At 62.9% G+C, this 22,468-nt stretch carries 19 protein-coding genes and 1 pseudogene; 10 read left to right on the forward strand and 10 right to left on the reverse strand.

What is annotated here, in order from left to right:
- The 3 genes and pseudogenes from X742_RS01000000169485 to X742_RS167450 all read right to left on the reverse strand — a co-directional run.
- Nucleotides 1–1,911: pseudogene (locus X742_RS01000000169485) on the reverse strand (FAD-dependent oxidoreductase); the annotation flags it as partial.
- Complete coding sequence (locus X742_RS0135660; protein WP_031247607.1) at nt 1,884–2,786, reverse strand: FAD-binding oxidoreductase; 903 nt, start codon at nt 2,784–2,786, stop codon at nt 1,884–1,886. The pseudogene X742_RS01000000169485 and the gene X742_RS0135660, both read right to left, overlap by 28 nt.
- A 94-nt stretch (nt 2,787–2,880) precedes the next feature.
- Nucleotides 2,881–4,458, reverse strand: a complete 1,578-nt coding sequence (locus tag X742_RS167450; protein WP_023769874.1) for a trimethylamine methyltransferase family protein — start codon at nt 4,456–4,458, stop codon at nt 2,881–2,883.
- 260 nt (nt 4,459–4,718) lie between these two features.
- Between X742_RS167450 and X742_RS167445 the strand changes: the two genes are divergently transcribed.
- The 3 genes from X742_RS167445 (at nt 4,719) to X742_RS167440 (ending at nt 9,226) form a co-directional block, all read left to right on the forward strand.
- A complete protein-coding gene (locus X742_RS167445) occupies nt 4,719–6,626 on the forward strand; it encodes a phospholipase D-like domain-containing protein (RefSeq protein ID WP_023769875.1) in 1,908 nt (635 codons plus the stop codon).
- A gap of 168 nt (nt 6,627–6,794) precedes the next feature.
- Nucleotides 6,795–7,961 carry an MFS transporter gene (locus tag X742_RS0135665; protein WP_023791725.1) on the forward strand — a complete coding sequence of 389 codons (1,167 nt, stop codon included), beginning with the start codon at nt 6,795–6,797 and terminating at the stop codon, nt 7,959–7,961.
- Between the two features lie 137 nt (nt 7,962–8,098).
- On the forward strand, nt 8,099–9,226 hold the full coding sequence (locus X742_RS167440) for an MFS transporter (RefSeq protein ID WP_245275477.1): 1,128 nt from the start codon (nt 8,099–8,101) through the stop codon (nt 9,224–9,226).
- 12 nt (nt 9,227–9,238) lie between these two features.
- Here X742_RS167440 and X742_RS167435 read toward each other — a convergent pair whose 3' ends face one another.
- A complete protein-coding gene (locus tag X742_RS167435; protein ID WP_023769877.1) occupies nt 9,239–9,787 on the reverse strand; it encodes a hypothetical protein in 549 nt (182 codons plus the stop codon).
- Between the two features lie 133 nt (nt 9,788–9,920).
- On the opposite strand from X742_RS167435, the gene X742_RS167430 reads away from it, so the two are divergent.
- From X742_RS167430 to X742_RS167415, 4 genes are all read left to right on the forward strand, one after another.
- Nucleotides 9,921–11,996, forward strand: a complete 2,076-nt coding sequence (locus X742_RS167430) for a prolyl oligopeptidase family protein (protein WP_023769878.1) — start codon at nt 9,921–9,923, stop codon at nt 11,994–11,996.
- 245 nt (nt 11,997–12,241) lie between these two features.
- Entirely contained in the window at nt 12,242–13,621 is a 1,380-nt protein-coding gene (locus X742_RS167425) for an aspartate aminotransferase family protein (RefSeq protein ID WP_023769879.1), read from the forward strand.
- 136 nt (nt 13,622–13,757) lie between these two features.
- Entirely contained in the window at nt 13,758–14,123 is a 366-nt protein-coding gene (locus X742_RS167420) for a hypothetical protein (protein ID WP_023769880.1), read from the forward strand.
- 81 nt (nt 14,124–14,204) lie between these two features.
- Nucleotides 14,205–14,849, forward strand: coding sequence for a cytochrome c oxidase assembly factor Coa1 family protein (locus X742_RS167415; RefSeq protein WP_023769881.1), 645 nt, complete (start codon nt 14,205–14,207; stop codon nt 14,847–14,849).
- Nucleotides 14,850–15,120: 271 nt separating this feature from the next.
- Here X742_RS167415 and mmsB read toward each other — a convergent pair whose 3' ends face one another.
- Both mmsB and X742_RS167405 read right to left on the reverse strand, forming a co-directional pair.
- Nucleotides 15,121–16,005 carry a 3-hydroxyisobutyrate dehydrogenase gene (mmsB, locus tag X742_RS167410; RefSeq protein ID WP_023769882.1) on the reverse strand — a complete coding sequence of 295 codons (885 nt, stop codon included), beginning with the start codon at nt 16,003–16,005 and terminating at the stop codon, nt 15,121–15,123.
- A 25-nt stretch (nt 16,006–16,030) separates the two neighbouring features.
- On the reverse strand, nt 16,031–17,197 hold the full coding sequence (locus X742_RS167405; RefSeq protein WP_023769883.1) for an isobutyryl-CoA dehydrogenase: 1,167 nt from the start codon (nt 17,195–17,197) through the stop codon (nt 16,031–16,033).
- Nucleotides 17,198–17,341: 144 nt separating this feature from the next.
- On the opposite strand from X742_RS167405, the gene X742_RS167400 reads away from it, so the two are divergent.
- Nucleotides 17,342–17,956 carry a dimethylsulfonioproprionate lyase family protein gene (locus X742_RS167400; protein ID WP_023769884.1) on the forward strand — a complete coding sequence of 205 codons (615 nt, stop codon included), beginning with the start codon at nt 17,342–17,344 and terminating at the stop codon, nt 17,954–17,956.
- Nucleotides 17,956–19,431 carry a cobyric acid synthase gene (locus tag X742_RS167395; RefSeq protein ID WP_023769885.1) on the forward strand — a complete coding sequence of 492 codons (1,476 nt, stop codon included), beginning with the start codon at nt 17,956–17,958 and terminating at the stop codon, nt 19,429–19,431. Before X742_RS167400 ends, X742_RS167395 begins: the two co-directional genes overlap by 1 nt.
- A gap of 3 nt (nt 19,432–19,434) precedes the next feature.
- Here X742_RS167395 and X742_RS167390 read toward each other — a convergent pair whose 3' ends face one another.
- The 4 genes from X742_RS167390 to X742_RS167380 form a co-directional block, all read right to left on the reverse strand.
- Nucleotides 19,435–19,854, reverse strand: coding sequence for a VOC family protein (locus X742_RS167390; protein WP_023769886.1), 420 nt, complete (start codon nt 19,852–19,854; stop codon nt 19,435–19,437).
- Between the two features lie 108 nt (nt 19,855–19,962).
- Nucleotides 19,963–20,796 carry an AraC family transcriptional regulator gene (locus X742_RS167385; protein ID WP_023769887.1) on the reverse strand — a complete coding sequence of 278 codons (834 nt, stop codon included), beginning with the start codon at nt 20,794–20,796 and terminating at the stop codon, nt 19,963–19,965.
- A gap of 103 nt (nt 20,797–20,899) precedes the next feature.
- Complete coding sequence (locus X742_RS1000000171935) at nt 20,900–21,070, reverse strand: hypothetical protein (RefSeq protein WP_023769888.1); 171 nt, start codon at nt 21,068–21,070, stop codon at nt 20,900–20,902.
- Between the two features lie 51 nt (nt 21,071–21,121).
- A complete protein-coding gene (locus X742_RS167380; protein WP_023769889.1) occupies nt 21,122–21,907 on the reverse strand; it encodes a TSUP family transporter in 786 nt (261 codons plus the stop codon).
- A 114-nt stretch (nt 21,908–22,021) separates the two neighbouring features.
- Here X742_RS167380 and X742_RS167375 point away from each other — a divergent pair, with 114 nt between their 5' ends.
- Nucleotides 22,022–22,453: a TerB family tellurite resistance protein gene (locus tag X742_RS167375; RefSeq protein WP_023769890.1), complete on the forward strand. Its 432-nt coding sequence runs from the start codon at nt 22,022–22,024 to the stop codon at nt 22,451–22,453.
- Nucleotides 22,454–22,468 lie beyond the last annotated feature (15 nt).

Below are 22,468 nucleotides of genomic sequence, written 5' to 3' on the forward strand. Positions count from 1 at the left end.
TCAGGTCCGCATCTTCTCGCCGCTTGGGTCGAAGGGCGCCTCGACATTGATGCGGGCCGGGCGCCGAGACCCAAGAATCTCGATCTCGAACAGGCCCGCGCTTTCATCCTCGGCAAGGGCGGCCGGCACATAGCCTTGCGCCATCGACTTTTGCACGTAATGCGCATAGCCGCCCGACGTCACCCAGCCGACCACGCGCCAGTCGCCGTCGACGATGCCCCGCACGGCGGACGCGCCTTCGGCGGCCTTCGAGCCACGTATTTCCTTGCCTGATGTGTCGAAGCGCGGCGCGCCATAGCCATGCGGCTTTTCAACCGTGCCGTAATCCTTGCCGACCTTGGCCCAGATAGGCTCGTCGCCCATCACGTCGGCATCGGCGGCCTCGACGATGAAGGAGACACGGCGCAGTTTAGGCCCTTGCGCCTGTTCCTTGGCGGCTGCTTCACGGCCGATGAAATCGTTCTTCTCGAGCTTGATGAAGCGGTCCATGGAGCCTTCGAACGGCCCATAGATCGGCCGCAACTCACGGAACCAGGTCGGGAAATTCTTTTCCAGGCGCATCGACAACAAGGCGCGCATGCCGAAATCGACGATCCCGAATTCCTCGCCGGCGTCCTTGATCGCCTTGTAGACAAGGCGCTCATAGGTTGGCGCCATCCAGATCTCGTAGCCGAGGTCTCCGGTATAGGTGATGCGGTTGACCAGGCAGGGCGCGCCGCCGACCGCCATCTCGCGGAAATCCATGAAGCGGAAGGCCTTGGTCGAGATGTCGACATCGACCAGCTTCTGCAGGAGGTCGCGCGACTTCGGGCCGGCGATCGACAGGCCGACCAGTGTCTGGTCGAAACGGTGGATGCGCACCGAACCATCCTTGGGCAGGTGCTTTTCGAACCAGCGCATGTGGTATTTCTGCGCGGCCGACGAGCCCCAGATCATGAAGCGGTCTTCACCGGCCTTGGCGATGGTGAAGTCGCCGATCAGCTTGCCGAACTCGTTGATCATCGGTGTCAGCACGATGCGGCCGGTCTTCGGCATGCGGTTGGTCATCAGCCGGTTGAGGAACTCTTCCGCGCCGGGTCCCGACACTTCGTATTTGGCGAAGTTGGCGATCTCGGTGACGCCGACGCGCTCGCGCGTGGCGCGCACTTCCTCGCCGATCGGACCAAAGTCGTTGGAGCGGTGGAAGGAGACGACGTCTTTCGGCTCGCTGCCCTTCGGCGCGAACCAGAGCGGGGTTTCGAGACCCCAGGAGTCGCCCATCACGGCATTGTTGGCGAGCATCGTGTCGTAGAGCGGCGTCGTCTGTGCCGGGCGGGCAGCCGGCAGTTCCTCGTTGGGGAATCGGATGGAGAAGCGGCGCGAATAGTTTTCGCGCACCTTGGCGTTAGTGTAGCGCAGCCCAGCCCATTCGCCGAAGCGGGCGACATCCATGCCCCAGACGTCGAAGCCCGGATCGCCATGCACCATCCAGTTGGATAGAGCAAGGCCGACGCCGCCGCCCTGGCTGAAGCCGGCCATGACGGCGCAGGCGCACCAGAAATTGGTCAGGCCTTGCACAGGGCCGACCAGAGGATTGCCGTCGAGCGCGAAGGTAAAGGGGCCGTTGATGATCTGCTTGATACCGGCCTTTTCGATGCCAGGGAAATGCTTGAAGCCGATTTCCAGCGACGGCGCGATGCGGTCGAGATCGGGCGGCAGCAGTTCATGGCCGAAGTCCCACGGCGTGTTGACCGGCGACCACGGCTTGCAAGCCTTTTCATAGGTACCGAGCAGGATCCCGTTGCGCTCCTGGCGGGTGTAGATCTCGCCCTTGAAGTCAAGCACACCGATCATTTCGCGGCCGGTCGACTTGTTGAACTCCTCGACCTCCGGCATCGGCTCGGTCAAGAGATACATGTGCTCCATGGCCAGNGCAGTTCATGGCCGAAGTCCCACGGCGTGTTGACCGGCGACCACGGCTTGCAAGCCTTTTCATAGGTGCCGAGCAGGATCCCGTTGCGCTCCTGGCGGGTGTAGATCTCGCCCTTGAAGTCAAGCACACCGATCATTTCGCGACCGGTCGACTTGTTGAACTCCTCGACTTCCGGCATCGGCTCGGTCAAGAGATACATGTGCTCCATGGCCAGTACCGGCAGCTCGACGCCGACCATGCGGCCGATCTCGCGCGCCCACAGACCGCCGCAGTTGACGACGTGTTCGGCGTGAACCGTGCCCTGTTCGGTGACGACGTTCCAGGTGCCGTCCGGCTGCTGTGTCAGGTCGACCACGCGGTTGCGCAGCACGATTTCGGCGCCGAGTTTTTTGGCCGCCTTGGAATATGCAATGGTGGTCCCGGAGGGGTCGAGATGGCCTTCGACCGGATCCCACATGGCGCCAACGAAATTGGTTTCGTCCATCAGCGGGAACATCGCCTTGGCCTCGGACGGCGTGATCAGTTCGGTGTCCATGCCGAGATAGCGGCCTTTGGCGTGGGCAAGGCGCAGGAAGTCCATGCGTTCGGGCGTATCGGCCAACATCACGCCGCCGGTCAGGTGCAGCGAGCAAGACTGGCCCGAAATCTCCTCGATCTCCTTGTAAAGCTGGACCGTATAGGCCTGCAGCTTGGCGACGTTCGGATCGCCGTTCAGCGTATGGAAGCCGCCGGCCGCATGCCAGGACGAGCCGGAGGTGAGCTCCGAGCGCTCGATCAGCATGATGTCGGTCCAGCCGGCCTTGGCCAGGTGGTAGAGCACCGAGCAGCCGACGACGCCGCCGCCAATGACAACCGCTTTAACGTGGGATTTCATGAGGATAGTTCCGTTTTCGTGTAAACTGAATCAGATATTTTGAAGACCCCGACCCGCTTTGCAGCGAAACCGAACGGCCCGGAGAGTGGTCTGTCTAGAAATCGGTCGGCGCGCCGCCTTCGGTCGTGCGCTTCGCAACAAAGGCGTTGAGCTCCTCGCGGATCGCGGGGTCCATGTAAGGCTCGTCATAGGAGGCCAGCCGCTCTTTCCACACCTTGTTGGCCTTTTCCATTGCCGTTGGCGAGCCGGCTTCCGCCCAGGTTTCGAAATTGCGCCAGTCCGAAAGGATGGGCGAATAAAATGCGGTCTTGTAGCGGTCTTGCGTGTGCTGGGTTCCGAAGAAGTGGCCGCCGGGGCCGACCGACTGGATGGCGTCGAAGCCGAGCGCTTCATCGGAAAGGTCAAGCGGGGTCAGGAATTCGGCCACCATCTGCAACAGGTCGATATCCAGAATGGTCTTCTCGTAGGAACAGCGCAGGCCGCCTTCTAGCCAGCCGGCCGCGTGCATCATCAGGTTGCCGCCGCCCTGGACCGCGCCCCACAGCGAAAAGACGCTCTCATAAGCTGCCTGCGCGTCGACGGTGTTGGCGGCGCAGGTGTTGGAGGTGCGGTAGGGGATCTTGTAGCGGCGGGCGAGCTGGCCCCCGACCAGTTGCGCCTTCATGTATTCGGGCGTGCCGAAGGCCGGTGAGCCGGACTTCATGTCGACATTGGAGGTGAAGCCGCCATACCCGACCGGTGCGCCCTTGCGCACCATCTGGGCGAAGGCAATGCCGGACAGCGCCTCGGCATTCTGCTGCACCAGCGCCCCGGCGATGGTTACGGGCGCCATCGCTCCCGAGAGGGTGAAGGGTGTCACGATGACAACCTGGCCCTTGCTCGACATCTGGATGATGCCTTCCATCATCGGAACGTCGAGCTTGAGCGGCGAATTGGTGTTGATGATGGTGAAGACGGATGGTTCCGCGAGCAATTGCTCATGGCTGATGCCGCGCGCGATGCGGGTGATCTCGATGCCGTCGACATTGCGCTCCTTGCCGAGCGAATAGATGTGGAACACCTTGTCGGTCAGCGTGGCGAGGTCGCGGATGCATTCGAGGTGACGAACCGATGGGTGGATGTCGGTCGGCTCGACCGGATAGCCGCCCGTGCAATTCAGGATGTTGTGCATCTGCGCCAGCCGCAGGAAATTGCGATAATCCTGCTGGTTGCCGGGCCGGCGGCCACGATCGATGTCGGAGCAATTGGGCGCCGAAGCCATCATCGAGATGATCAGATTGTCATTGCCGAAGCGCACATTGTGCGCGGGGTTGCGGGCATGGATGGTGAATTCGGACGGGCAGTTCGACACCAGTTCCAGGATCATGTCGCTGTCGAAGCGCACGCGCTCCGAGCCCTCGCGTACGTCGGCGCCATGCGCCTTCATGATGCTGCGTGCTTCGTCGTGCAGGACGTCCACGCCAATCTCGCGCAACACCCGCAAGGAGGCGAGGTGGATCGATTCCAGCTCATCCTCGGACACCAGCTTGGTCGGCGTCAGCGGATTCTTCAGTTGGCGGAAAGCCGGCTGCTCGAACGCGGCCGAGCCACCGGCGCGTTTGCCGGCGCGACCGCCACGGCGGGCACGGTCGGGCGCCAATGCCGGTTCTGAGGGTTGTAGGGCGGCGGTCATGATGGTCCTCGTAGGATGCGATAACGGGCGGCATAATGGACCGGCGCCCCTCCGGCCATTGCGGAGGCGGCGACCACTAGAGCGAGGGAAGCGACATGCCGGAACGGCAGCCAGGTGGCCGCGACATCCGCCCTGGCCACACCGGCGCGCCGGCAGGCGCCTGAATGAGGCCGTCGGATGGTGCAGATTTAAAAAGACGTTACAGTACCGTCTTTTACTTCTGACATACTTGCGCGTTGAACTGTTTTGGAGGGACAGCCATGCCTGACGTCGTCAAAGTGCGTGCCGCGACAAACAACGAAGTCGCGTTCCTTTCCTGGGATCTTGACGGGATGATCCCAGGCTGCCTCGGTTTCGAGATCGTGCGCCTCTATCCCGATACAGGCGAGGAGCGTTGCCTTGCGTCCTGGGTGCCCTTCAAGGGTCAGCGCAACCCCCGATGGATTCCGCAGGATACGGGTGTCTGGCCGGTACAGAAGACATTCTGGCGCGATTTGACTGTCAGACGCCGCCGCGACAGCATAGACGTCAGGCCGGACGGCGAAATGATCGCCTACCGCGTGCGTCCCGTTGGGGGCATGAAGCCGGGCCTCGATCCCGTGCCGGTGCGCCCCGATCAGGTCGTCGGCGGCAAACCCGCCTATACCGGACCGGCGCGACCCCTTGGCTATCTCGGGCAGGGCGCGGTCAGTCCGCCAATCTTCCTGGGCCAAATGTTCGGCAAGGCACGCGTTGCCTTCACCAACGGCGTGCTTTCGACGCAATGGATGTCTCATGCGCTGGCGGAAGCCGGCATCAAGGTCGGCCAGCGCGACAAGATCAGGGCGGTGCTGCAAGACCCGACCAGCAAGATCCGCGCCTATCTGCATGGCGACGTGCCTGACGTCCTGACCAGCCTGTTGAAACGGGCCAAGGCCGAAGGCGGCACCGTCAGGCTTGCGCTCTATGAGCTCGGTGACGACGAATGGTGCGACGCCATTATCGCGGCCAGGGATGTAGTCGAAGTCATCCTGTCCAATTCGGGCAGGGATGACCAGACCAAGGCCTGGGATGCCGGCAACGCACCCTCCAGGAAGCGTTTGCACAATGCTGGGGTCGTGGTGACGGACCGCCTGTTCAACAACAACCATATCGGCCACAACAAGTTCGCCGTCTACCGCGACACCCAGGGCAATCCGCAAGCGGTTATGACCGGCAGTACCAACTGGACGTCGACTGGCATATGCGGCCAGTCCAACAACGCTTTTGTCCGCGACGATCCGGCGATGGCGGAGGTATTCGATGCCTATTGGGAACGCATGAAAGCCGATGTGTTTCCGCCACCGGCTTCGGAAAGTGCTGCCGGCCACGTCGTGCAGACGCAGGGCGTGCCGTTCCGCAAGGAGAACCACATGCCAAACCCGCTCAACGGCGCCTCGGTGGTGTTGGACGGCATGACGGTGTGGTTTTCGCCCAACGACCCGACCCGCAACAAAAAGGACATTTCGGTGCGTCCGGTTGACCTCCAGGACGTCTTTGCCCGCATCAAAGCGGCGAAGCGGGCCGTGCTGTTCCTGGTGTTCAACCCTTCGCTGCTCGGCGAAAATTCGATCGTAGACCAGGCGGTTGCGGCGGCGAAAGCGGATCCGAACCTCATCGTGCAGGGCGCGATCAGCGACGAGACGGCCATGCCCAACTATGTCGCTCCGACCAAGGATCCGGTCACCCACAAGTCGAACAAGGACGGCAAGTCGCCCTTTGTCTATCCGGAGAAGGTCTGGGAGGCCCCGAATGTCTCCATCGTAAGGGCGGCGAACCTGACCGGCGCCACGATTGCCACGGATTTCCAGGCCGAAGTGCTCACCGTGGGCCACGCGATCGTGCACGACAAGATCGTTGTCATCGATCCGATGGAGGACAACGCCACCGTCATTACCGGCAGCCACAACCTCGGTTACAAGGCGTCCTACGAAAACGACGAGAATTTGGTCATCGTGGAAGGCGACAAGACCTTTGCCGCGGCCTATGCCGTGCACATGCTCGACGTCTTCGACCACTATAAGTTCCGGGCTTGGCGCAGGACGATCGGCAAGGGGCCGTCCGATGCTGACGGGATTGCCATCGACGACAAGTGGCTGAAGCCTTATGCGGACGGCAAGAAAGGCGCAATCGCCCGCTACTTCCCGTAGCCATCGCGTCTGCATCAAAGATTCGTTCATTCGGGACCGATTGGCGTCGGTCGGTCGGTTGATTTCCTTGGTGCAAGCGGATCTCCGGTCCGGCTCTTCTCTTTCTCCGGTCGAACCAGTAGCTAGTCTTGCTTGCTGGCCGATGGCCGCACTCACATGGATGACGGCATGGTCGCGACCGGCTCGAGCGAAGGCGAAGCGGGAACGCAATGGGCGGCGCTCGCGGGCGTCACCGCCGCGTTGGCCATGTTCGGAGCGGCGCAAGGGTTGAGCTCGCCGCTGTTCACGCTCCTGATGCAGAAGCAAGCCATGTCGCCCGCCCTGATCGGCCTGTCGGCGGCGATGATGCCGGTTGGCCTCATCCTTTCGGCCTCTTTCGTCCCGGCTGCCGTGCGGCTGTTCGGGGCGCGAAATCTGGCGGTTGGCTGCTCGCTGATCGGGGCGATGTGCTTCCTGGGCATCGGTTACCTCCAGAATTGGGTGGCCTGGTACGTCATCCGATTCATCATCGGCATCGTCATCAACCCGCTCTATGTGCTGGGCGAAGTCTGGGCGCTGTCGCTGGCGTCGCCGTCGCGGCGCGGGCGAGTGATGGGCGTGTTCAACACACTAATGGGCGCCGGCTATGCCGCCGGCCCCTTTACGCTCACTCTGGTCGGCATCGAGGGCTGGGCTCCCTTCAGCGTCGGCATCGTCGGTTTCCTGCTCTGTGCCATCATTTTGCGCCTTGTCTCCTCGAAGCTCGCCGGTTTCGAGGATGACGGCCAGCCTGCCGGCAGTTTTGTCGGTTTTGCCCGGCTGGCGCCGGCGCTGTTGCTGGCGGTGCTGGTCTCGGCCGCCGTCCAGCAAAGCACCTATGCCCTGGTTCCTGTGTTTGGGGCCGGCTATGGCTTGCCGGAGGCGGTGCTCGCCGCGCTGGTGATGTCGCTGTCGCTGGGCAACATCCTTCTGCAGATTCCGCTCGGCCTGCTCGCCGAACGCTTCGGTGGCCGACCGATGATCCTGGCCTGCGCCGTCGCGACGACCATATGCGCTGTTCTGCTCCCGCTGCTGATCACCACACCACTGATCTGGGGCGTGCTTCTGGTGATGGGCGCGGTCGGCTACGGTGTCTACACGATGGCACTGGTCGAACTCGGCAGCCGCTTCAAGGGTTCGCTGCTGGTCACCGGCAATGCGGCGTTCGCCTTGCTATGGGGCGTCGGCGGTATCGTTGGTCCGCCGGGCGCGGGCCTGCTGATGCAGGCGATCGGGCCGGTGGGGTTGCCAACCGTGATCATTGGCCTCGACGCTTTGCTGGTCGCCTTCGCGCTCTATAGATCGGCCAACCGCTGAGGCTCCTGACAGGGTTTGGCTGGAGCCGGGCATCCGTTCGGGCCGCGGGGCTTACCGCCGCCGGGCCGAACCGGTAAGTCTGCAACCGCGACAGCAGTATGGATCTTGAACTGGTGGACACGAGAAGCGACGAGACGATGCAATGGGCGGCGATCACCGGTGTGATCGCGACCGTGTCCGTTTTCGCCATCGCGCAGGGCCTTTCCTATCCGCTGCTGAGCTTCATCCTGCAGCGCCAGGGCGTCTCGCCGGCGATGATCGGACTGTCGGCTGCCATGACGCCGATCGGGTTCATCGTCTCGTCGCCAATCATTCCAGCGCTGGCGAGGCGGTTCGGAGCAGGGCGCACGGCTCTCACTTGCGCGGCGCTTTCGGCTGTCGTGCTGGCGCTGATCGGCTGGACGCAGAACGTCTATCTCTGGTTTCCGCTGCGCTTGCTGATCGGCGCCGTGACCAACCCGCTCTATGTGCTGAGCGAAATCTGGGTGATCGCCCTGGCGCCGCCGGCCCGGCGCGGCCGCATCATGGGCCTCTATTCAACGATCATTTCGGCCGGCTTCGCCGCCGGCCCGCTCTGCCTGCTCGCCGTCGGCACGCAGGGCTGGCGCCCGTTCCTCGTCGGCATTGCCGCCTTCGTGCTCTGCGGCTTCTGCCTGGCGTTGGTGGTCAGGCGCCTGCCCAGGGTGGACGAGGCCGGGCACCAGGTTTCGGTAATGGGTTTCATGCCTCTCGCCTGGCTGCTCCTGTCGGCGGTGGTCGTGGCCGCCGGCTTCGAGCAGGCGGTGCTGGCGCTGCTGCCCGTCTACGGCACGCATCATGGCATCGCGGAGGCTCGCATGTCGGCGCTGCTGTCGGTCATGATCGCCGGCAACATCGCCATGCAGGTTCCGCTTGGCCTGCTGGCCGAGCGGCTGACGGCCCGTCTCGTACGCTTCATCTGCGTACTGCTGACGCTGTTTGGCTGCGTGCTTTTGCCGATGCTGATCGAAACGCCGCTGATCTGGCCTTGCGTCTTCGTCTGGGGGGCTGTGTCCTACGGCATCTACACGATGTCGATCATCGAACTTGGCGAGCGCTTCACCGGTTCGGCGCTGGTTGCCGGCAATGCGGCATTCTCCCTTATGTGGGGTGTCGGCGGCATTCTGGTCCCGCCGCTCACCGGCGGCGTGATGGATGTGCTCGGCGCGGGTGGCCTGCCGGTCACGCTTGGTGCGATCTGCGCCATGCTCGCAGGCGCCACCGTCGTTCGAAGACGAGTTGTTTAGCCCTTGCCTGAACTATCGGGATGCTCCCGAGCTGCTCCGCCGCCTGAAAATAGCCCAAAGGTCACAATCGGCATGATGCTCTTCGGGGTACATCTCATGTAGCAAATTCCGAATGTTCACGGCTCGATCGAAGTCATCAATCAGTCCGACGCTGGATAGCTCTGCGTTTGCAAATACGTCGGCGAATCCGCCGCAATTGCTCAATGCGCTGGTGCCGACATCCTTGTCCAGCAAGTCATAGCCCATGAAGGCGAACTCATCCCAACCGAGTGAGCGCACGTCCACCGTGGGTCCGCGGATAACCCCAAGGATATTGAGGTTGCCGGTATCGGGCAGTTCCGAGAGGAGGAAATCCAGGTCGACGAAGAAATTGAGCATGTTGTCTTCGCAGACGATGTGAGCCCAGTGGTGATCCTTGATTTGTGGGAGTGCAAACGGGCAAAGTATCCCGTCGAGTGTGACCACCTCGGTTAACTGAGTGAGGCCCGACCACTCGATATACTCATTCCATCCGCTCCCGGATGGGCCAAACTTTTCCATCGCAATGTAAAGTTGTTGCATGGGTGTCCTCGCGGGCTGCGCGGCCGATCTATCGCGTCTACTAAGTCTGCTGGTTTTACGTGTTCCTGTTGAATGTCGGTAGCGTCGTGCCGATGTTTGTGGCACCGAGCTTGACGAATTTTTCGGAGACCACATGACCAATTCGATCGCACAAACGCAGCTACATTCAGTTGGCGAGATGCAGGACCCCTTCCTCTGGCTGGAGGACAGGACAAGCAAGGAATCGCTCGACTGGGTGCATCGCCAGAACGAGGTCACTGTGGCGGAATTGCAGGGCGATCCATCCTATGAGGCGTCATTCCAGACGGCTCTCGACCTGATGACGGCCGAGGACAATATCGCGGTTGGCGCGGCGATCGCCGGTCATGTCTACAATTTCTGGCAGGACAAGACCAATGCGCTCGGCCTGTGGCGCCGCACGACGGTCACCTCCTACAAGACCGACAAGCCCGACTGGGAGACAATCATCGACTTCGACCAGCTGGCTGCGAAGGAGGGGATAAAATGGGTGTTCGGCGGCGCCGTCAGGCTCTATCCCGATTTCAACCGCTGCCTGGTCTCGATGTCGCCCGATGGCGGTGATGCCAGCGCGATGCGCGAGTTCGACATCGCTGCCAAGTCCTTCGTGAAAGGCGGTTTTCAGGCGCCGGCCTCGAAATCGGGCTTCGGCTGGCTGGACGAGGATACGATCATCGTCTCGGCCGCTTTCGAAGAGGCCGACAAGACAGAGTCCGGATATGCGCGCGTGGTCAAGCTCTGGAAGCGCGGCACAAGGCTGGAAGAGGCGACCCCGATCTTCGAGGGAAAGACCGAGGATCTTGCAGTAGGCGCCGGTGTCGAGTTCGACGGCGAGAAGCGTCACCTGTTTCTGGCGCGGACACTCAACTTCTTCGCATCGCACAGTTTCCTGCGCCTGCCTTCGGGCGAGAACCGTCGCATCCCGCTGCCCGACGACGTCACCGACACCTCGCTCTTTCGGGATCAACTGGTGTTCGGGGTGCGCACGCCATGGACGGCGCCGGACGGCACCGCATGCCAGCCGGACGGGCTTTACTCCTTCGACTTCGCGCATTGGATCGAAACCGGCGGTTTTGGCGCCATCGAAACCTTGTTGGCGCCGGCGCATCGGGTTTCCATTGCCGGGCTGGCTAGAACACAGGACCGCCTGTTCATCAGCTTGATGGACAATGTGCGCGGCAAGGTTCTCGTCTGCGAGCGCGAGCGCGGCGCCTGGTCGCTGAAGTCAGTCGTGCTGCCTGAAAACGGCACTGTCGGCATCAGCCATGCCGAGCATTTCGGTTCCACCGTCTCCTTTTCCTTCACCGATTTCCTGACGCCAAGCTCGATCATCTGGTCCGATGACAATGGCGAGACGCTGGCGACCGTGAAATCGCAACCGGCCCGCTTCGATGCCTCGCCGCTGATCTCGGAGCAGTTCGAGGCGCGCTCGAAGGACGGCACGATGATCCCTTATTTCGTCGTCCGGCGGCGCGACCAGAACGGTCCGGTGCCGACGCTACTCTACGGCTATGGCGGTTTCGAGGTGCCGCTGTTGCCCGGCTATGCCGGCGTGCGCGGCAGGCTGTGGCTGGAGAAAGGCAATGCCTATGTGCAGGCCTGCATTCGCGGCGGCGGCGAGTTCGGACCGGCCTGGCACCAGGCGGCGCTGAAAGGCAAGCGCCAGAACGGCTTCGACGACTTTTCGGCGGTGGCCGAAGATGTCGTCAGGCGCGGTATCGCCACGGCTCAATCGCTCGGCATCCAGGGCGGCTCCAATGGCGGCCTGCTGACCGGCGCTTCGCTGACGCAGCATCCCGAGCTTTTCGGTGCCGTCATCATCGAGGTGCCGCTGCTCGACATGCTGCGCTACACCGAATTGCCGCCGGGCGCTTCGTGGATGGCCGAATATGGCGATCCGTCAAAGCCGGAAGACGCCAAGTGGCTTTCCGCCTATTCGCCCTATCAACATGTCAAGGCCGACGCCGCCTATCCGCCGGTGCTCTTGACAACCTCGACCGCCGATGACCGGGTCCACCCCGGCCATGCGCGCAAGATGGCGGCCCGCCTGCAGCAGGCAGGACACGGCAAGACGCTGTTCTTCGAGGAGACCGAAGGCGGACATGGCGGGCGCGGCGACCGCCGGCCGCAGGCGGCGCAGACGGCGATGAAATATGTCTTCCTGCAGCGGGCACTGAGCGGAAAAGCCTGACCTCATCCCCATGGCACCCCTGAGCAAAGGGTGGTTCACCTCGACCGGCCTTTGCTCTAAGGTACCTTCATGGTTCTCGCTAGACTATCAGCTCGCGCATTCCGGGTCGCGGTGACACCGTCGTCACGCACGCTGCGCGCCGAGCTTTTGCGGCTGTGTGCCCGCATCGGCTATTCGCCGCCTGCCGTCCTCTGAAGAATTCGCCCCGGCACCGCCGGAATGATTTCAGAGGAAAGACCAAATCAATGACTTACCAGAACTATTCGCTGAAGCAGCTTCAGCAGATCGACGCCGCGCATCACCTGCATCCCTTCACCGACCATAAGGAGCTGCGTGAGGCAGGCGCGCGCGTCATCACCCGCGCCAATGGCCCGTTCATCTACGATTCCGAAGGGACGGAACTGTTGGACGGCATGGCCGGCCTGTGGTGCGTCAATATCGGCTACGGCCGCGACGAGCTGGCCGAGGCCGCCTATGCACAGATGAAGGAACTGCCTTACTACAATTCCTTCTTCAAATGCTCGACGCCGACGCCGGTGCTGTTGTCGAAGAAGCTGGCCGAGATCGCACCACGCAACGTGAACCAGGTGTTTTATGGCTCCTCCGGTTCGGAGGCCAACGACACCGCCTTGCGCCTTGTGCGCCATTACTGGGTGCTTGAGGGCAAGCCGGAGAAGAACCGCGTCATCTCGCGCAAGATGGCCTATCACGGCTCGACCATTGCCGGCACTTCGCTCGGCGGCATGGATGCCATGCACAAGCAGCTCAACGGTGCGGTGCCCAACATCGTCCATGTGATGATGCCCTATGCCTATGAGCTGGCTCTGCCGGGCGAAAGCGACCACGATTTCGGCCTGCGCGCGGCAAAGTCCGTCGAGGATGCCATCCTCGAGGCCGGCGTCGACAAGGTCGCGGCCTTCATCGGCGAGCCGGTGATGGGCGCGGGCGGCGTCAAGATACCGCCGGCGAGCTACTGGCTCGAAGTGCAGCGCATCTGCCGCAAATACGATGTGCTTTTGATGCTGGACGAGGTCATCACCGGCTATGGCCGCACCGGTGAGTGGTTCGCGGCGCAGACCTTCGGCATCGAAGCGGACACCATCACCACGGCCAAGGCGCTGACCTCGGGCTATCAGCCTCTTTCGGCGCTGCTGGTTGGCGACCGCATTGCCTCGACGCTGGTGGAGAAGGGCGGCGAATTCAACCATGGCTACACCTATTCAGGGCACCCAGTGGCTTGCGCCGTGGCCTTGAAGAACCTGGAGATCATCGAGAGGGAAGGGCTGGTCGACCGTGTCAGGAACGACACCGGACCTTATTTCGCTAGCGCATTGCAGGAGCGTATAGCCGGGCATGATCTGGTGGGCGAGGTGCGCTCGATCGGCCTGATGGGCGCGATCGAGATCGTCAAGGACAAGACGACGAAGGAGCGCTTCCTGCCGTCGGGAAGTGCCGCGGTGACGGTGCGCGACCACGCGATCGCCAACGGCATGATGCTGCGCGCCACCGGCGATACGATGATCCTGTCGCCGCCGCTGATCTGGACCCGCGATACGATCGACATGGCTTGCGAGCGCATCGGCAAGGCGCTCGACCTGGCTCAGGCGGACCTGCGCAAGCGATAGGAGCAACCCTCGGTTGGGCGTTTCTGCGAAGAAACGCCCAATCCCCGGAAATAATGCTCTTTGAGCGGGAACGAATTTCGCCTTCGGCGCGTAGTGTAAGAGGCGGCCGATCCGGCCGCGACAGGGGATTGCCCACATGAGAAAGACCGGCAAAAGCCGACGCGTGCAAGAGGCGGCCAGCCTTGGCGCGGACCTGATGCTGGCGCCGCTGGTGGTGATGATGCGGCTGCCACTGATGGCCGTGGAGGCGCGAAGCGGCGAGCCCTGGAGCGCGGAGACGGCAATGGCGGTCAGCGAGAAGACCGTCGCCATGGCCGAGGGCGCGCTTGCGGCGCAAATGTCTTTCCTGCAATCGGCGTCACGTTTCTGGCCGGAGGTTCTCTCGGGTCGAACGCCGTCGCTCTTCAACGGCGTCGCGGCCGAACGGTCGATCAGCGCAGCGCTGAAGCCGGCCGGCCGCGCGGTGAGGGCAAATTTTCGCCGACTTTCCACAAAGGGTTGAAGCGGAAGCCCCGGAACTTTTTTGCGCATCGTCGAAGTCTTGCGCTAGAACCAATCGGCATACACGCCGATGGGGAACAACATGGCCGGACAACCGCTCAACCAACCGGCTGAAATTCCAGCCGAACTCGATCGCTGGAACTGGGGCGCCTTCTTCCTCAACTGGATTTGGGGTATCGGCAACAGCACCTTCATCGCGCTGCTGGCGCTGATCCCGGTCGTCAACTTCATCATGATCTTCGTGCTCGGCGCGCGCGGCAGCCGCTGGGCCTGGCAGAACCGGGCCTGGCGCGACGCCGAGCAGTTCCGCAAGACGCAGCGCAATTGGGCGATTGCCGGCCTTGCCGTATGGGTGGTCAGTATCGGCGGTTGTGCGACGATGGTCGGCAGCATCCCTTTCGTGCTCAAAGGCAGCGACGCCTACCGCATGACCATGGACGTCGTCCGCGCCGATGTTCGGGTCAAGGCCGCCATCGGCGACGATTTGGCCGACAATTTCTGGGTCGGCGGTCATCTCAACGTCAATGCGAATGGCGCGGGCGACGCCCAGTTCAGCATTCCCGTCCACGGCGCCAAGGGTAAGGGCACCGTTTATTCCCACCTGGTTCGCAATGCCGGCACATGGAGCACGCGCCTGCTCGTCGTCCGCGTGGACGGCGTCGATGCACCGATGGTGCTGACCAATGAAGACCATGTGCCGATCCCGGGTGCGGCGATCGGAATATAGACGGATCGTCGGTAATAAAGGGCTGGAAATGCAAAAACCGCGCCCCATCGGGAACGCGGCTTTGCCAGATACGCATGGCGTTTCGCTACCAAGACACTTGCGAAACTTACGGGCTCCGGTACGCGAGACCTGATCCGGAGCGCCGGGCGGATGCGATATGTCCGCCTCGCAATCCGTTTTATAGGAACATCGTTACCGCCGAGTTATCGAGAGCTTAAGCAAATCTAAATTTGCGGTCCTTAGTCCGGAAGAGCCTGAAAAAACTAACTGCTTACGCCGAGTTGCCGCGCAGAAAATTAATTATGCCGGAGAAATCGGCGCCGCCATGGCCCTGGGCGTTGAACAGGGTATAGAGCTGCGCCGCTTCGGCGCCAAGCGGCGTCACCGCGCCCGCGCCAAGCGCTGCTTCCTGGGACAATTTGAGGTCTTTCAGCATAAGAGCCGCCGCAAATCCCGGCTTGTAATCCCTGTTGGCGGGCGAAGTGGGAACCGGGCCCGGCACCGGGCAATAGGTGGTCAGCGACCAGCACTGGCCCGACGAGGTCGAGGCGACGTCGAACAGCGCCTGATGCGACAGGCCGAGTTTTTCCGCCAGCACGAACGCCTCGGCGACGCCGATCATCGAAATGCCGAGGATCATGTTGTTGCATATCTTCGCCGCCTGTCCGGCGCCGTCACCGCCGCAATGGACGATGCGACCGGCCATCGGCTTCAGGATCGGCTCGGCGGCCGAGAAGGCATCGTCGGCTCCCCCGGCCATGAAGGTCAATGTGCCAGCCGTGGCGCCGCCGGTGCCGCCCGAAACCGGCGCGTCGATCGACAGCAGGCCGTGCTTTGCCGCGATCGTATGCGCCTTGCGCGCCGATTCGACGTCGATCGTCGAGGAATCGATGAACAGCGCGCCGTTCCTGGCCTTGGGAGCGATGTCCCCATAGACCGACAAAACATGCTTGCCGGCTGGCAGCATGGTGATGACCACATCGGCGTCCTTCACGGCGGCGACGGCATTGGCCATGACGACGACGCCATGTTCGCGCGCGACCGCGAGGTTTTCCGGCATCAGGTCGAAACCGTGCACGGCATGCCCAGCCTTGACCAGGTTTGCGGCCATCGGATTGCCCATATTGCCGAGGCCGATAAAGGCGATCGTCGTCATAGTCTCTCTCCCGGAGTTGGTGGCGTCAGCGGCCGATCAGGGCGCGCGCGATGATGACGCGCATGATTTCGTTGGTGCCTTCGAGGATCTGGTGCACCCTGAGATCGCGCACCAGCTTCTCGATGCCGTAATCATGCAAATAGCCGTAGCCGCCGAGCAGTTGCAGCGCATCGTTGGCGACGTCGAAGCCGGTGTCGGTGACGAAGCGCTTGGCCATTGCCGACCATTTGCCGGCGTCCGGCGCCTTGCGGTCGAGCTTGGAGGCCGCCGCATAGAGGAAGATGCGCGCTGCTTGTAACTCCGTCTCCATGTCGGCCAGCCTGAACTGCAGCGCCTGGAACTGGTTGATCTTCGAGCCAAAGGCTTTGCGCTCTGCGGTATAAGAGAGCGCCTTGTCGAGCGCCGACTGGGCGCCGCCCAGCGAACAGGCGGCGATGTTCAGGCGGCCGCCGTCGAGCCCAGCCATGGCGATGCCGAAGCCGGCGCCTTCGCCCGACAAGAGGTTCTCCGCCGGCACCTTGCAATCCTCGAAGATGACCTGGCGGGTCGATTGCATGTGCCAGCCCATCTTGTGCTCATTGGCGCCGAAGGAGAGGCCGGGCGCATCCCTGGGCACGATAATGGTGGAGATGCCTTTCGGGCCGTCGGCGCCGGTGCGCACCATGACGGCGTAGACATCGCTGTCGCCGGCGCCGGAGATGAACTGCTTGGCGCCGTTGAGGATGTAATCGCCGCCGCTTTTCACCGCGCGCGTCTTCAGCGCCGCCGCATCCGAACCCGAGCCAGGCTCGGTCAGGCAATAGCTCGCCAGCCATTCCATGGAGGTGAGCTTCGGCAGGAAGCGCTGGCGCTGCTCATCATTGCCGAAGCGGTCGATCATCGAGGCCACCATATTGTGGATCGAGATGAAGGAGGAAAAGGCCGGGTCGGCGTGCGACAGCGCCTCGAAGATCAGTACGGCGTCGAGCCGGCCGAGCGCGGAACCGCCGACATCGTCCCTGACATAGATGCCGCCGAGGCCGAGCGGCCCGGTTTCACGGATCACATCGGCGGGGAAATGTCGCCTTCGGTCCCAGTCGAGCGCATTGGGCGCCACGCGATCGGCGGCGAAGGCCTGGGCCATCTCCTGGATGGCACGCTGTTCCTCGTTGAGTTCGAACTGGTTGGTGCTCGCATCGACCGCGGCGTCCATGGCGTGCTCCCTACAGGCTGGCCAGCTAGCCCGCTGGCCTGTCGTTTTTGGCTTTGCGCGCGCATCAATCTAGACCAATGATGCCGCCGCGCAACCCGACCTATCGCGGAGCGGCTGTGCATCGATGCATGCCCGGAGCAAGATGTGACGACCAAATTGGACGAACTGCTGGAAAAGTTCCACGCCTGTCTCGCTTCCGTCGATGACGTTCCGGTGCGCGAGGCGGTGGCGCGTATCGGCTGGGTTATGCCAGCCCGAAATTTGGAGCCGCACCGGCTTGGTTGCCTGCGCCATCTCGATCGCGCGGCCGAACTGGCGCCGCTGGATGCGAGGCCGCTGGTGCGATTGCTGGCCGAGCAGCGCAACGAACTGCATTGGGGGCAGACCTACACCGAGGCCGATTTTGGCAGGGCCTTCATCGACAATTACGGCTGGCTGGAAATGTTTGGCACGCGTGGGCACTTCGTCAACGAAGAGGTTGCCGCCGGGCTGCTGATTCTCGGACCCGGGATCGTCTACCCCGACCATCATCATGTCGCCGAGGAAATCTATATTCCGCTGACCGGCGGCACGGAGTGGCGCATGGGCGAGGGCGGTTTTCGCAGGCGGGAGGCCGGCGAGGTCGTCCACCATGCCTCCACCGTCAACCACGCCATGCGTACGGATAATGAGCCGCTGCTGGCGCTCTACATCTGGCGCGGCGGGCCGTTGGCGCAAAAATCCACGATCACCGGCACGGCGACGCAGGGCAGAGGCTGATGGCCAGGGCAATCATGCTGCAAGGCACAGGGTCGGACGTCGGCAAGACGGTGCTGGTCGCGGGCCTTTGTCGCGTCGCGAAAAAGCGCGGTCTGAAGGTGCGGCCGTTCAAGCCGCAGAACATGTCGAACAATGCCGCCGTCGCCGAAATTCCCGGCGACAACAACCATGGCGGCGGCGAGATCGGCCGCGCGCAATGGCTGCAGGCGATCGCCTGCGGCGTGCCGCCATCGGTGCATATGAACCCGGTGCTGCTCAAACCGCAGACAGATGTCGGCGCGCAGGTCATCGTCCAGGGCAAGGTGTTCGGCGAAGCACGGGCGCGCGACTACCAGGCGCTGAAGGGCCGGCTGATGGATGCGGTGCTGGAGTCCTGGGGCAAGGTCGGCGAGGGTGCCGATCTCGTCATCGTCGAGGGCGCCGGCTCGCCGGCCGAAATCAACCTTAGAAGCCGCGACATCGCCAATATGGGCTTTGCCACGCGCGCCGATGTGCCGGTGGTGCTGGTCGGCGACATCGATCGCGGCGGCGTCATCGCCTCGCTCGCCGGCACGCATCTGATCCTGCCGGAAGAAGACCGGCGCATGATCGTCGGCTATCTCATCAACAAGTTCCGGGGAGACGTCTCCCTGTTCGATGATGGCCTGAGGGCGATCGAGAAATTCACCGGATGGCGCTGTTTCGGCGTCGTGCCGTGGCTGAGGGCCGCGGCACGGCTGCCGTCGGAGGATTCCGTGGTGCTGGAGCGGCTGGCATCCGGCGAGGCGCGCGCGCTCAAAGTGGCGGTGCCGATGCTCGGCCGCATCGCGAATTTCGACGATCTCGACCCGCTCAAGGCCGAACCGCAGGTCGAGGTGGTGTTCGTGCCGCCGGGAAAGAAGCTGCCGGCCGATGCTGGGCTGGTGGTCATTCCCGGCTCCAAGTCGACAATCGGCGATCTCCTGAAGTTTCGCGAGAATGGCTGGGATCGGGATCTTGCGGCGCATCGCAAGCGCGGTGGCCATGTCGTCGGCATTTGCGGCGGGTTCCAGATGCTCGGCCGCATGGTGCGCGATCCCGACGGCATCGAAGGCTCCGTCATAGAAGCCGAGGGGCTCGGCCTGCTCGATGTCGAGACGGTGATGGAGCCGGAAAAGACGGTGCGAAATGTCAGCGCCCGGTCAGTGCCGTTCGGCCTGCCGCTCGAAGGCTACGAGATCCACCTCGGCCGCACGACGGGCCCCGACACCAGGCGCCCGTCGGCGATCATCAACGGCGCCGAGGATGGCGCGATCTCCGCCGACGGCAAGGTGATCGGCACCTACATGCACGGCCTGTTCGGCGCCGACGGCTTTCGCGGAAAATTCCTCGAAAGCCTCGGCATCAAGGGCGGTGGCCTCGACTATCGTTCCGAAGTCGAGCGGGCGCTGGACGAAGTCGCGGCCGAGCTGGAGACCCATCTCGACTGCGACGCGATTTTTTCGCTGGCGCGTTGAAGGTCAGACCTTCTCACTGGCCTTCGGCCAGTAGGTGCCGAACGACCAGACATTGCCTTCCGGGTCACGGCAGACGAACTCACGGCTGCCGTAGTCGCGGTCGGTCAATTCCTGGATGATGACGGCGCCGGCCTTCCTGGCTCTCTTATACGCGGCATCGGCATCGTCGACGGCGACATAGATCGACTTGCCGCCGCCTGAACCGGGTTCGCCTACCATCTTGCCGTAATCGTCGTCGCGGACCGAGCCCAGCATGATCATCGAAGAGCCGACGACCAGTTCGGCATGGTGCACGACATCGCCTTCGCCGTAGCGGGCGCGGACGCTGAAGCCGAAGGCTTCGCCCAGCCAGTCGATCATCTTCGCCGCGTTTCTGTAGCGCAGGGCAGGGTAGAGCCGTGGTGCTTCATTGGTTGTGGGCATGGCTGCCTCCTTCATCCGGATTGGTCGATAACCCACTCTGTTCGAAGGCCGTTCCGGCGTCTTGAAGAAATGTTACCTGCCGGCCAGTGCGCCGCGGCTTGTTCGGAACTACACCCCCAACGACAGTGTCGTCGGCGTTTCGCCGGCCAGGTCGCGGAACTCGCGGGCCAGATGCGCCTGGTCAGCATAGCCGCAATCGGCGGCGATGTCGGCCCACCCGCTCGCCTGTTGCCTGGACAGGCCGAGGGCTCGGTTGAAGCGCACGATGCGCGACAGGGTTTTCGGACCGATGCCGGTGGCGTCGGTGAATCTCTCGGCAAGATGCTTGCGGCTCCAGCCCAGCTTTTCCGCAAGAGAGGCGATGCGCGTGCGGCCGCCCGAAAAGATGATCCTGTCATAAGCCCAGGCGATCTCGGCCCGGGTCTCGTGGGCAGCGGCCAGCCGGCCGGCGACGAACATTTCCGCCAAGTCGAAACGCATGTTCCAATCCGGCGCGTTGCCAAGTTTTTCGCGCAGGGCGATGCCTTCGAGACCGAGCACGTCGTCGAGGGCTACCATGCGATCGGCCAGTTCACTCATCGGCCGGCCGAAAAACCGGCGTGCGCCCAGCGGGGTGAAGTTGACCTGGACGCAGCAGGCGCCACCGAAAGACTGGATCATCACCGGTCCGGCATAAAGGCCGGCGGCGAAGCTGGCGAAACGGTCGTTATCGCCGGGGGTTCGGCCAAGCCCGATAGCGAATGGTTCGGCAAAGCTGATCACCAGCGGCACGGTCAGCGAGGCATATTCGATGTTATGGAAATAGCCGGGCGCGGTTTCGCGATAACCGCAGATATCGGTGACAACGCCGTCAAGCGCGGCATTGGGAAGCCGTCGACGCATTTCGAAAAGCCCCGATATGGAGCGATCCTGTTCTTTGCGGCGCTGCATCTCGATTGGCATTGGCCGTCCTTCCGCCAAGCGAATCTAGCAGAGCCCGCATCATAATCAAAAACGCCCGGCTTTGGCCGGGCGCTCTCGGTCCCCGCTTGTCGACGGAAACTTGTCAGGCGCCGCGCATCAGGCAGCCGGCGGCGAGCACGATATAGGCGATAAGCACGATCCACACCGATGCGATCGGAATGAACGCAAGGACGCCAAGCGCGGCAAGAATGCCGATGATGGCGATGACAACGGAGATGATGAAAACAATCTGGGTAGGCGCGCTGAGATTCATGTCTGGCTCCTCCAACATGATTCGAACAGCGGCATTGTAACAGGCGCGTGATTACACACCAATCATGACGCGCAACGGGTTGGCCGGATCGGCCAGCAGCTTCACCGCCAGAGCCACGCAGACGATGACCAGCAGCGGCTTGATCAGCTTGGCGCCGATGCGCATGGCCAAGCTCGCGCCGACGCGGGCACCGAGGAACTGGGCGACGCCCATCACCAGGCCAATCTTCCACGAGATGACGCCGACGGCGGCGAAGATGATGAAGCCGCCGATGTTGGAGGCGAAATTGAGCAGTTTGGTGTGCGCCGTTGCCTTGAGCACGCCGTAGCCGGCGAGCGTCACGAAGGCCAGCATGTAGAAGGAACCGGCGCCCGGCCCGAATACGCCGTCATAGAAGCCGATAGCCGGCACCAGGGTCACGCCGAACAGGAAGGGCGACAGGCGCTCGGCCCGGTCGACATCGTTCATGTTGGGCTTGAGCGCGAAGTAGAGCGCAATGGCAATCAGTACCAGCGGCAGGGCCGCTCGCAACAGGTCGCCGGGCACGATCGTGGCCAGCAATGCGCCGATGGCGCCGCCGGCGAGGGCAAGCAGCGCCGATGGCAGCTGCCGGCGCAGGTCGACATGGCCTTTCGAGGCATAGTGGATCGTCGCCGACCCGGAGCCGAACATGCCTTGCAGCTTGTTGGTTCCAAGCGCCTCGACCGGCGAAAAACCGGCGAGCAGCAGCGCCGGAATGGTGATCAGCCCGCCGCCGCCGGCAATCGAATCGACAAACCCCCCGGCAAAGGCGGCGAAAGCGAGCATGGCGATTGTCTGGGCGGTGAGGTCGATCATCTGATATGTCAAGATGTCCGTCGGCTGTAGCGCGCGTTCGACCACGCCGACCCGGTTTGCGCAAGGCCGATTCCGCGCTAATTCTGTTGAAGAAGAATCGGAAAGGGCCCGTTCATGGCATTCGCATTGCTTGACCAGATACGCTCGATCTTCGACGGCGACCCGGGCGTGCGCAAGGTCGCGGACGATCCCGTCCTGTCGGCGGAACTGCTGATGCTGTTCCGGATGATCTTGGCCGATGGCACGGTGAGCGAGAGCGAGATGGTTGCCTTCCGGCGCATCTGCAAGGATGCTTTCGGCATTCCGGAGGCCAGCATCGACGCGGTTGTCGAATATCTCAACGAATACGGCTATGAGACCAACGGCTCGCAGGCGATCGCGCTGTTTCGTGACCTCGACGTCGGGCGGCGCAAGCAATTGGCGCAGCACATGGCGGAAATCGCCAAGGCGGATTCGCAACTGGCCGAGACCGAGGTGCGTCTGTTGCGCCGCACGCTCGATTTGCTCGACATCAGCCCGGTCGATGTGGTAAAGCCGGAAGAGTAGCGGGCGGATCGGCAG

It is taken from the genome of Mesorhizobium sp. LNHC229A00, assembly GCF_000502415.1.
In the GTDB taxonomy this organism is placed as follows: Bacteria; Pseudomonadota; Alphaproteobacteria; order Rhizobiales; family Rhizobiaceae; genus Mesorhizobium.

What these genes read in the sequence shown, in the direction of transcription:
- X742_RS167425 (WP_023769879.1), top strand. Translation starts at nt 12,242, where the DNA reads ATGACTTACCAGAACTATTCGCTGAAGCAGCTTCAGCAGATCGACGCC.
- X742_RS167380 (WP_023769889.1), bottom strand. Translation starts at nt 21,907, where the DNA reads ATGATCGACCTCACCGCCCAGACAATCGCCATGCTCGCTTTCGCCGCC.
- X742_RS167445 (WP_023769875.1), top strand. Translation starts at nt 4,719, where the DNA reads ATGCCTGACGTCGTCAAAGTGCGTGCCGCGACAAACAACGAAGTCGCG.
- X742_RS167450 (WP_023769874.1), bottom strand. Translation starts at nt 4,458, where the DNA reads ATGACCGCCGCCCTACAACCCTCAGAACCGGCATTGGCGCCCGACCGT.
- X742_RS167430 (WP_023769878.1), top strand. Translation starts at nt 9,921, where the DNA reads ATGACCAATTCGATCGCACAAACGCAGCTACATTCAGTTGGCGAGATG.
- X742_RS167405 (WP_023769883.1), bottom strand. Translation starts at nt 17,197, where the DNA reads ATGGACGCCGCGGTCGATGCGAGCACCAACCAGTTCGAACTCAACGAG.
- X742_RS167435 (WP_023769877.1), bottom strand. Translation starts at nt 9,787, where the DNA reads ATGCAACAACTTTACATTGCGATGGAAAAGTTTGGCCCATCCGGGAGC.
- X742_RS167375 (WP_023769890.1), top strand. Translation starts at nt 22,022, where the DNA reads ATGGCATTCGCATTGCTTGACCAGATACGCTCGATCTTCGACGGCGAC.
- X742_RS167415 (WP_023769881.1), top strand. Translation starts at nt 14,205, where the DNA reads ATGGCCGGACAACCGCTCAACCAACCGGCTGAAATTCCAGCCGAACTC.
- mmsB (WP_023769882.1), bottom strand. Translation starts at nt 16,005, where the DNA reads ATGACGACGATCGCCTTTATCGGCCTCGGCAATATGGGCAATCCGATG.
- X742_RS167395 (WP_023769885.1), top strand. Translation starts at nt 17,956, where the DNA reads ATGGCCAGGGCAATCATGCTGCAAGGCACAGGGTCGGACGTCGGCAAG.
- X742_RS167385 (WP_023769887.1), bottom strand. Translation starts at nt 20,796, where the DNA reads ATGCCAATCGAGATGCAGCGCCGCAAAGAACAGGATCGCTCCATATCG.
- X742_RS167390 (WP_023769886.1), bottom strand. Translation starts at nt 19,854, where the DNA reads ATGCCCACAACCAATGAAGCACCACGGCTCTACCCTGCCCTGCGCTAC.
- X742_RS167440 (WP_245275477.1), top strand. Translation starts at nt 8,099, where the DNA reads ATGCAATGGGCGGCGATCACCGGTGTGATCGCGACCGTGTCCGTTTTC.
- X742_RS1000000171935 (WP_023769888.1), bottom strand. Translation starts at nt 21,070, where the DNA reads ATGAATCTCAGCGCGCCTACCCAGATTGTTTTCATCATCTCCGTTGTC.
- X742_RS167420 (WP_023769880.1), top strand. Translation starts at nt 13,758, where the DNA reads ATGAGAAAGACCGGCAAAAGCCGACGCGTGCAAGAGGCGGCCAGCCTT.
- X742_RS0135665 (WP_023791725.1), top strand. Translation starts at nt 6,795, where the DNA reads ATGGTCGCGACCGGCTCGAGCGAAGGCGAAGCGGGAACGCAATGGGCG.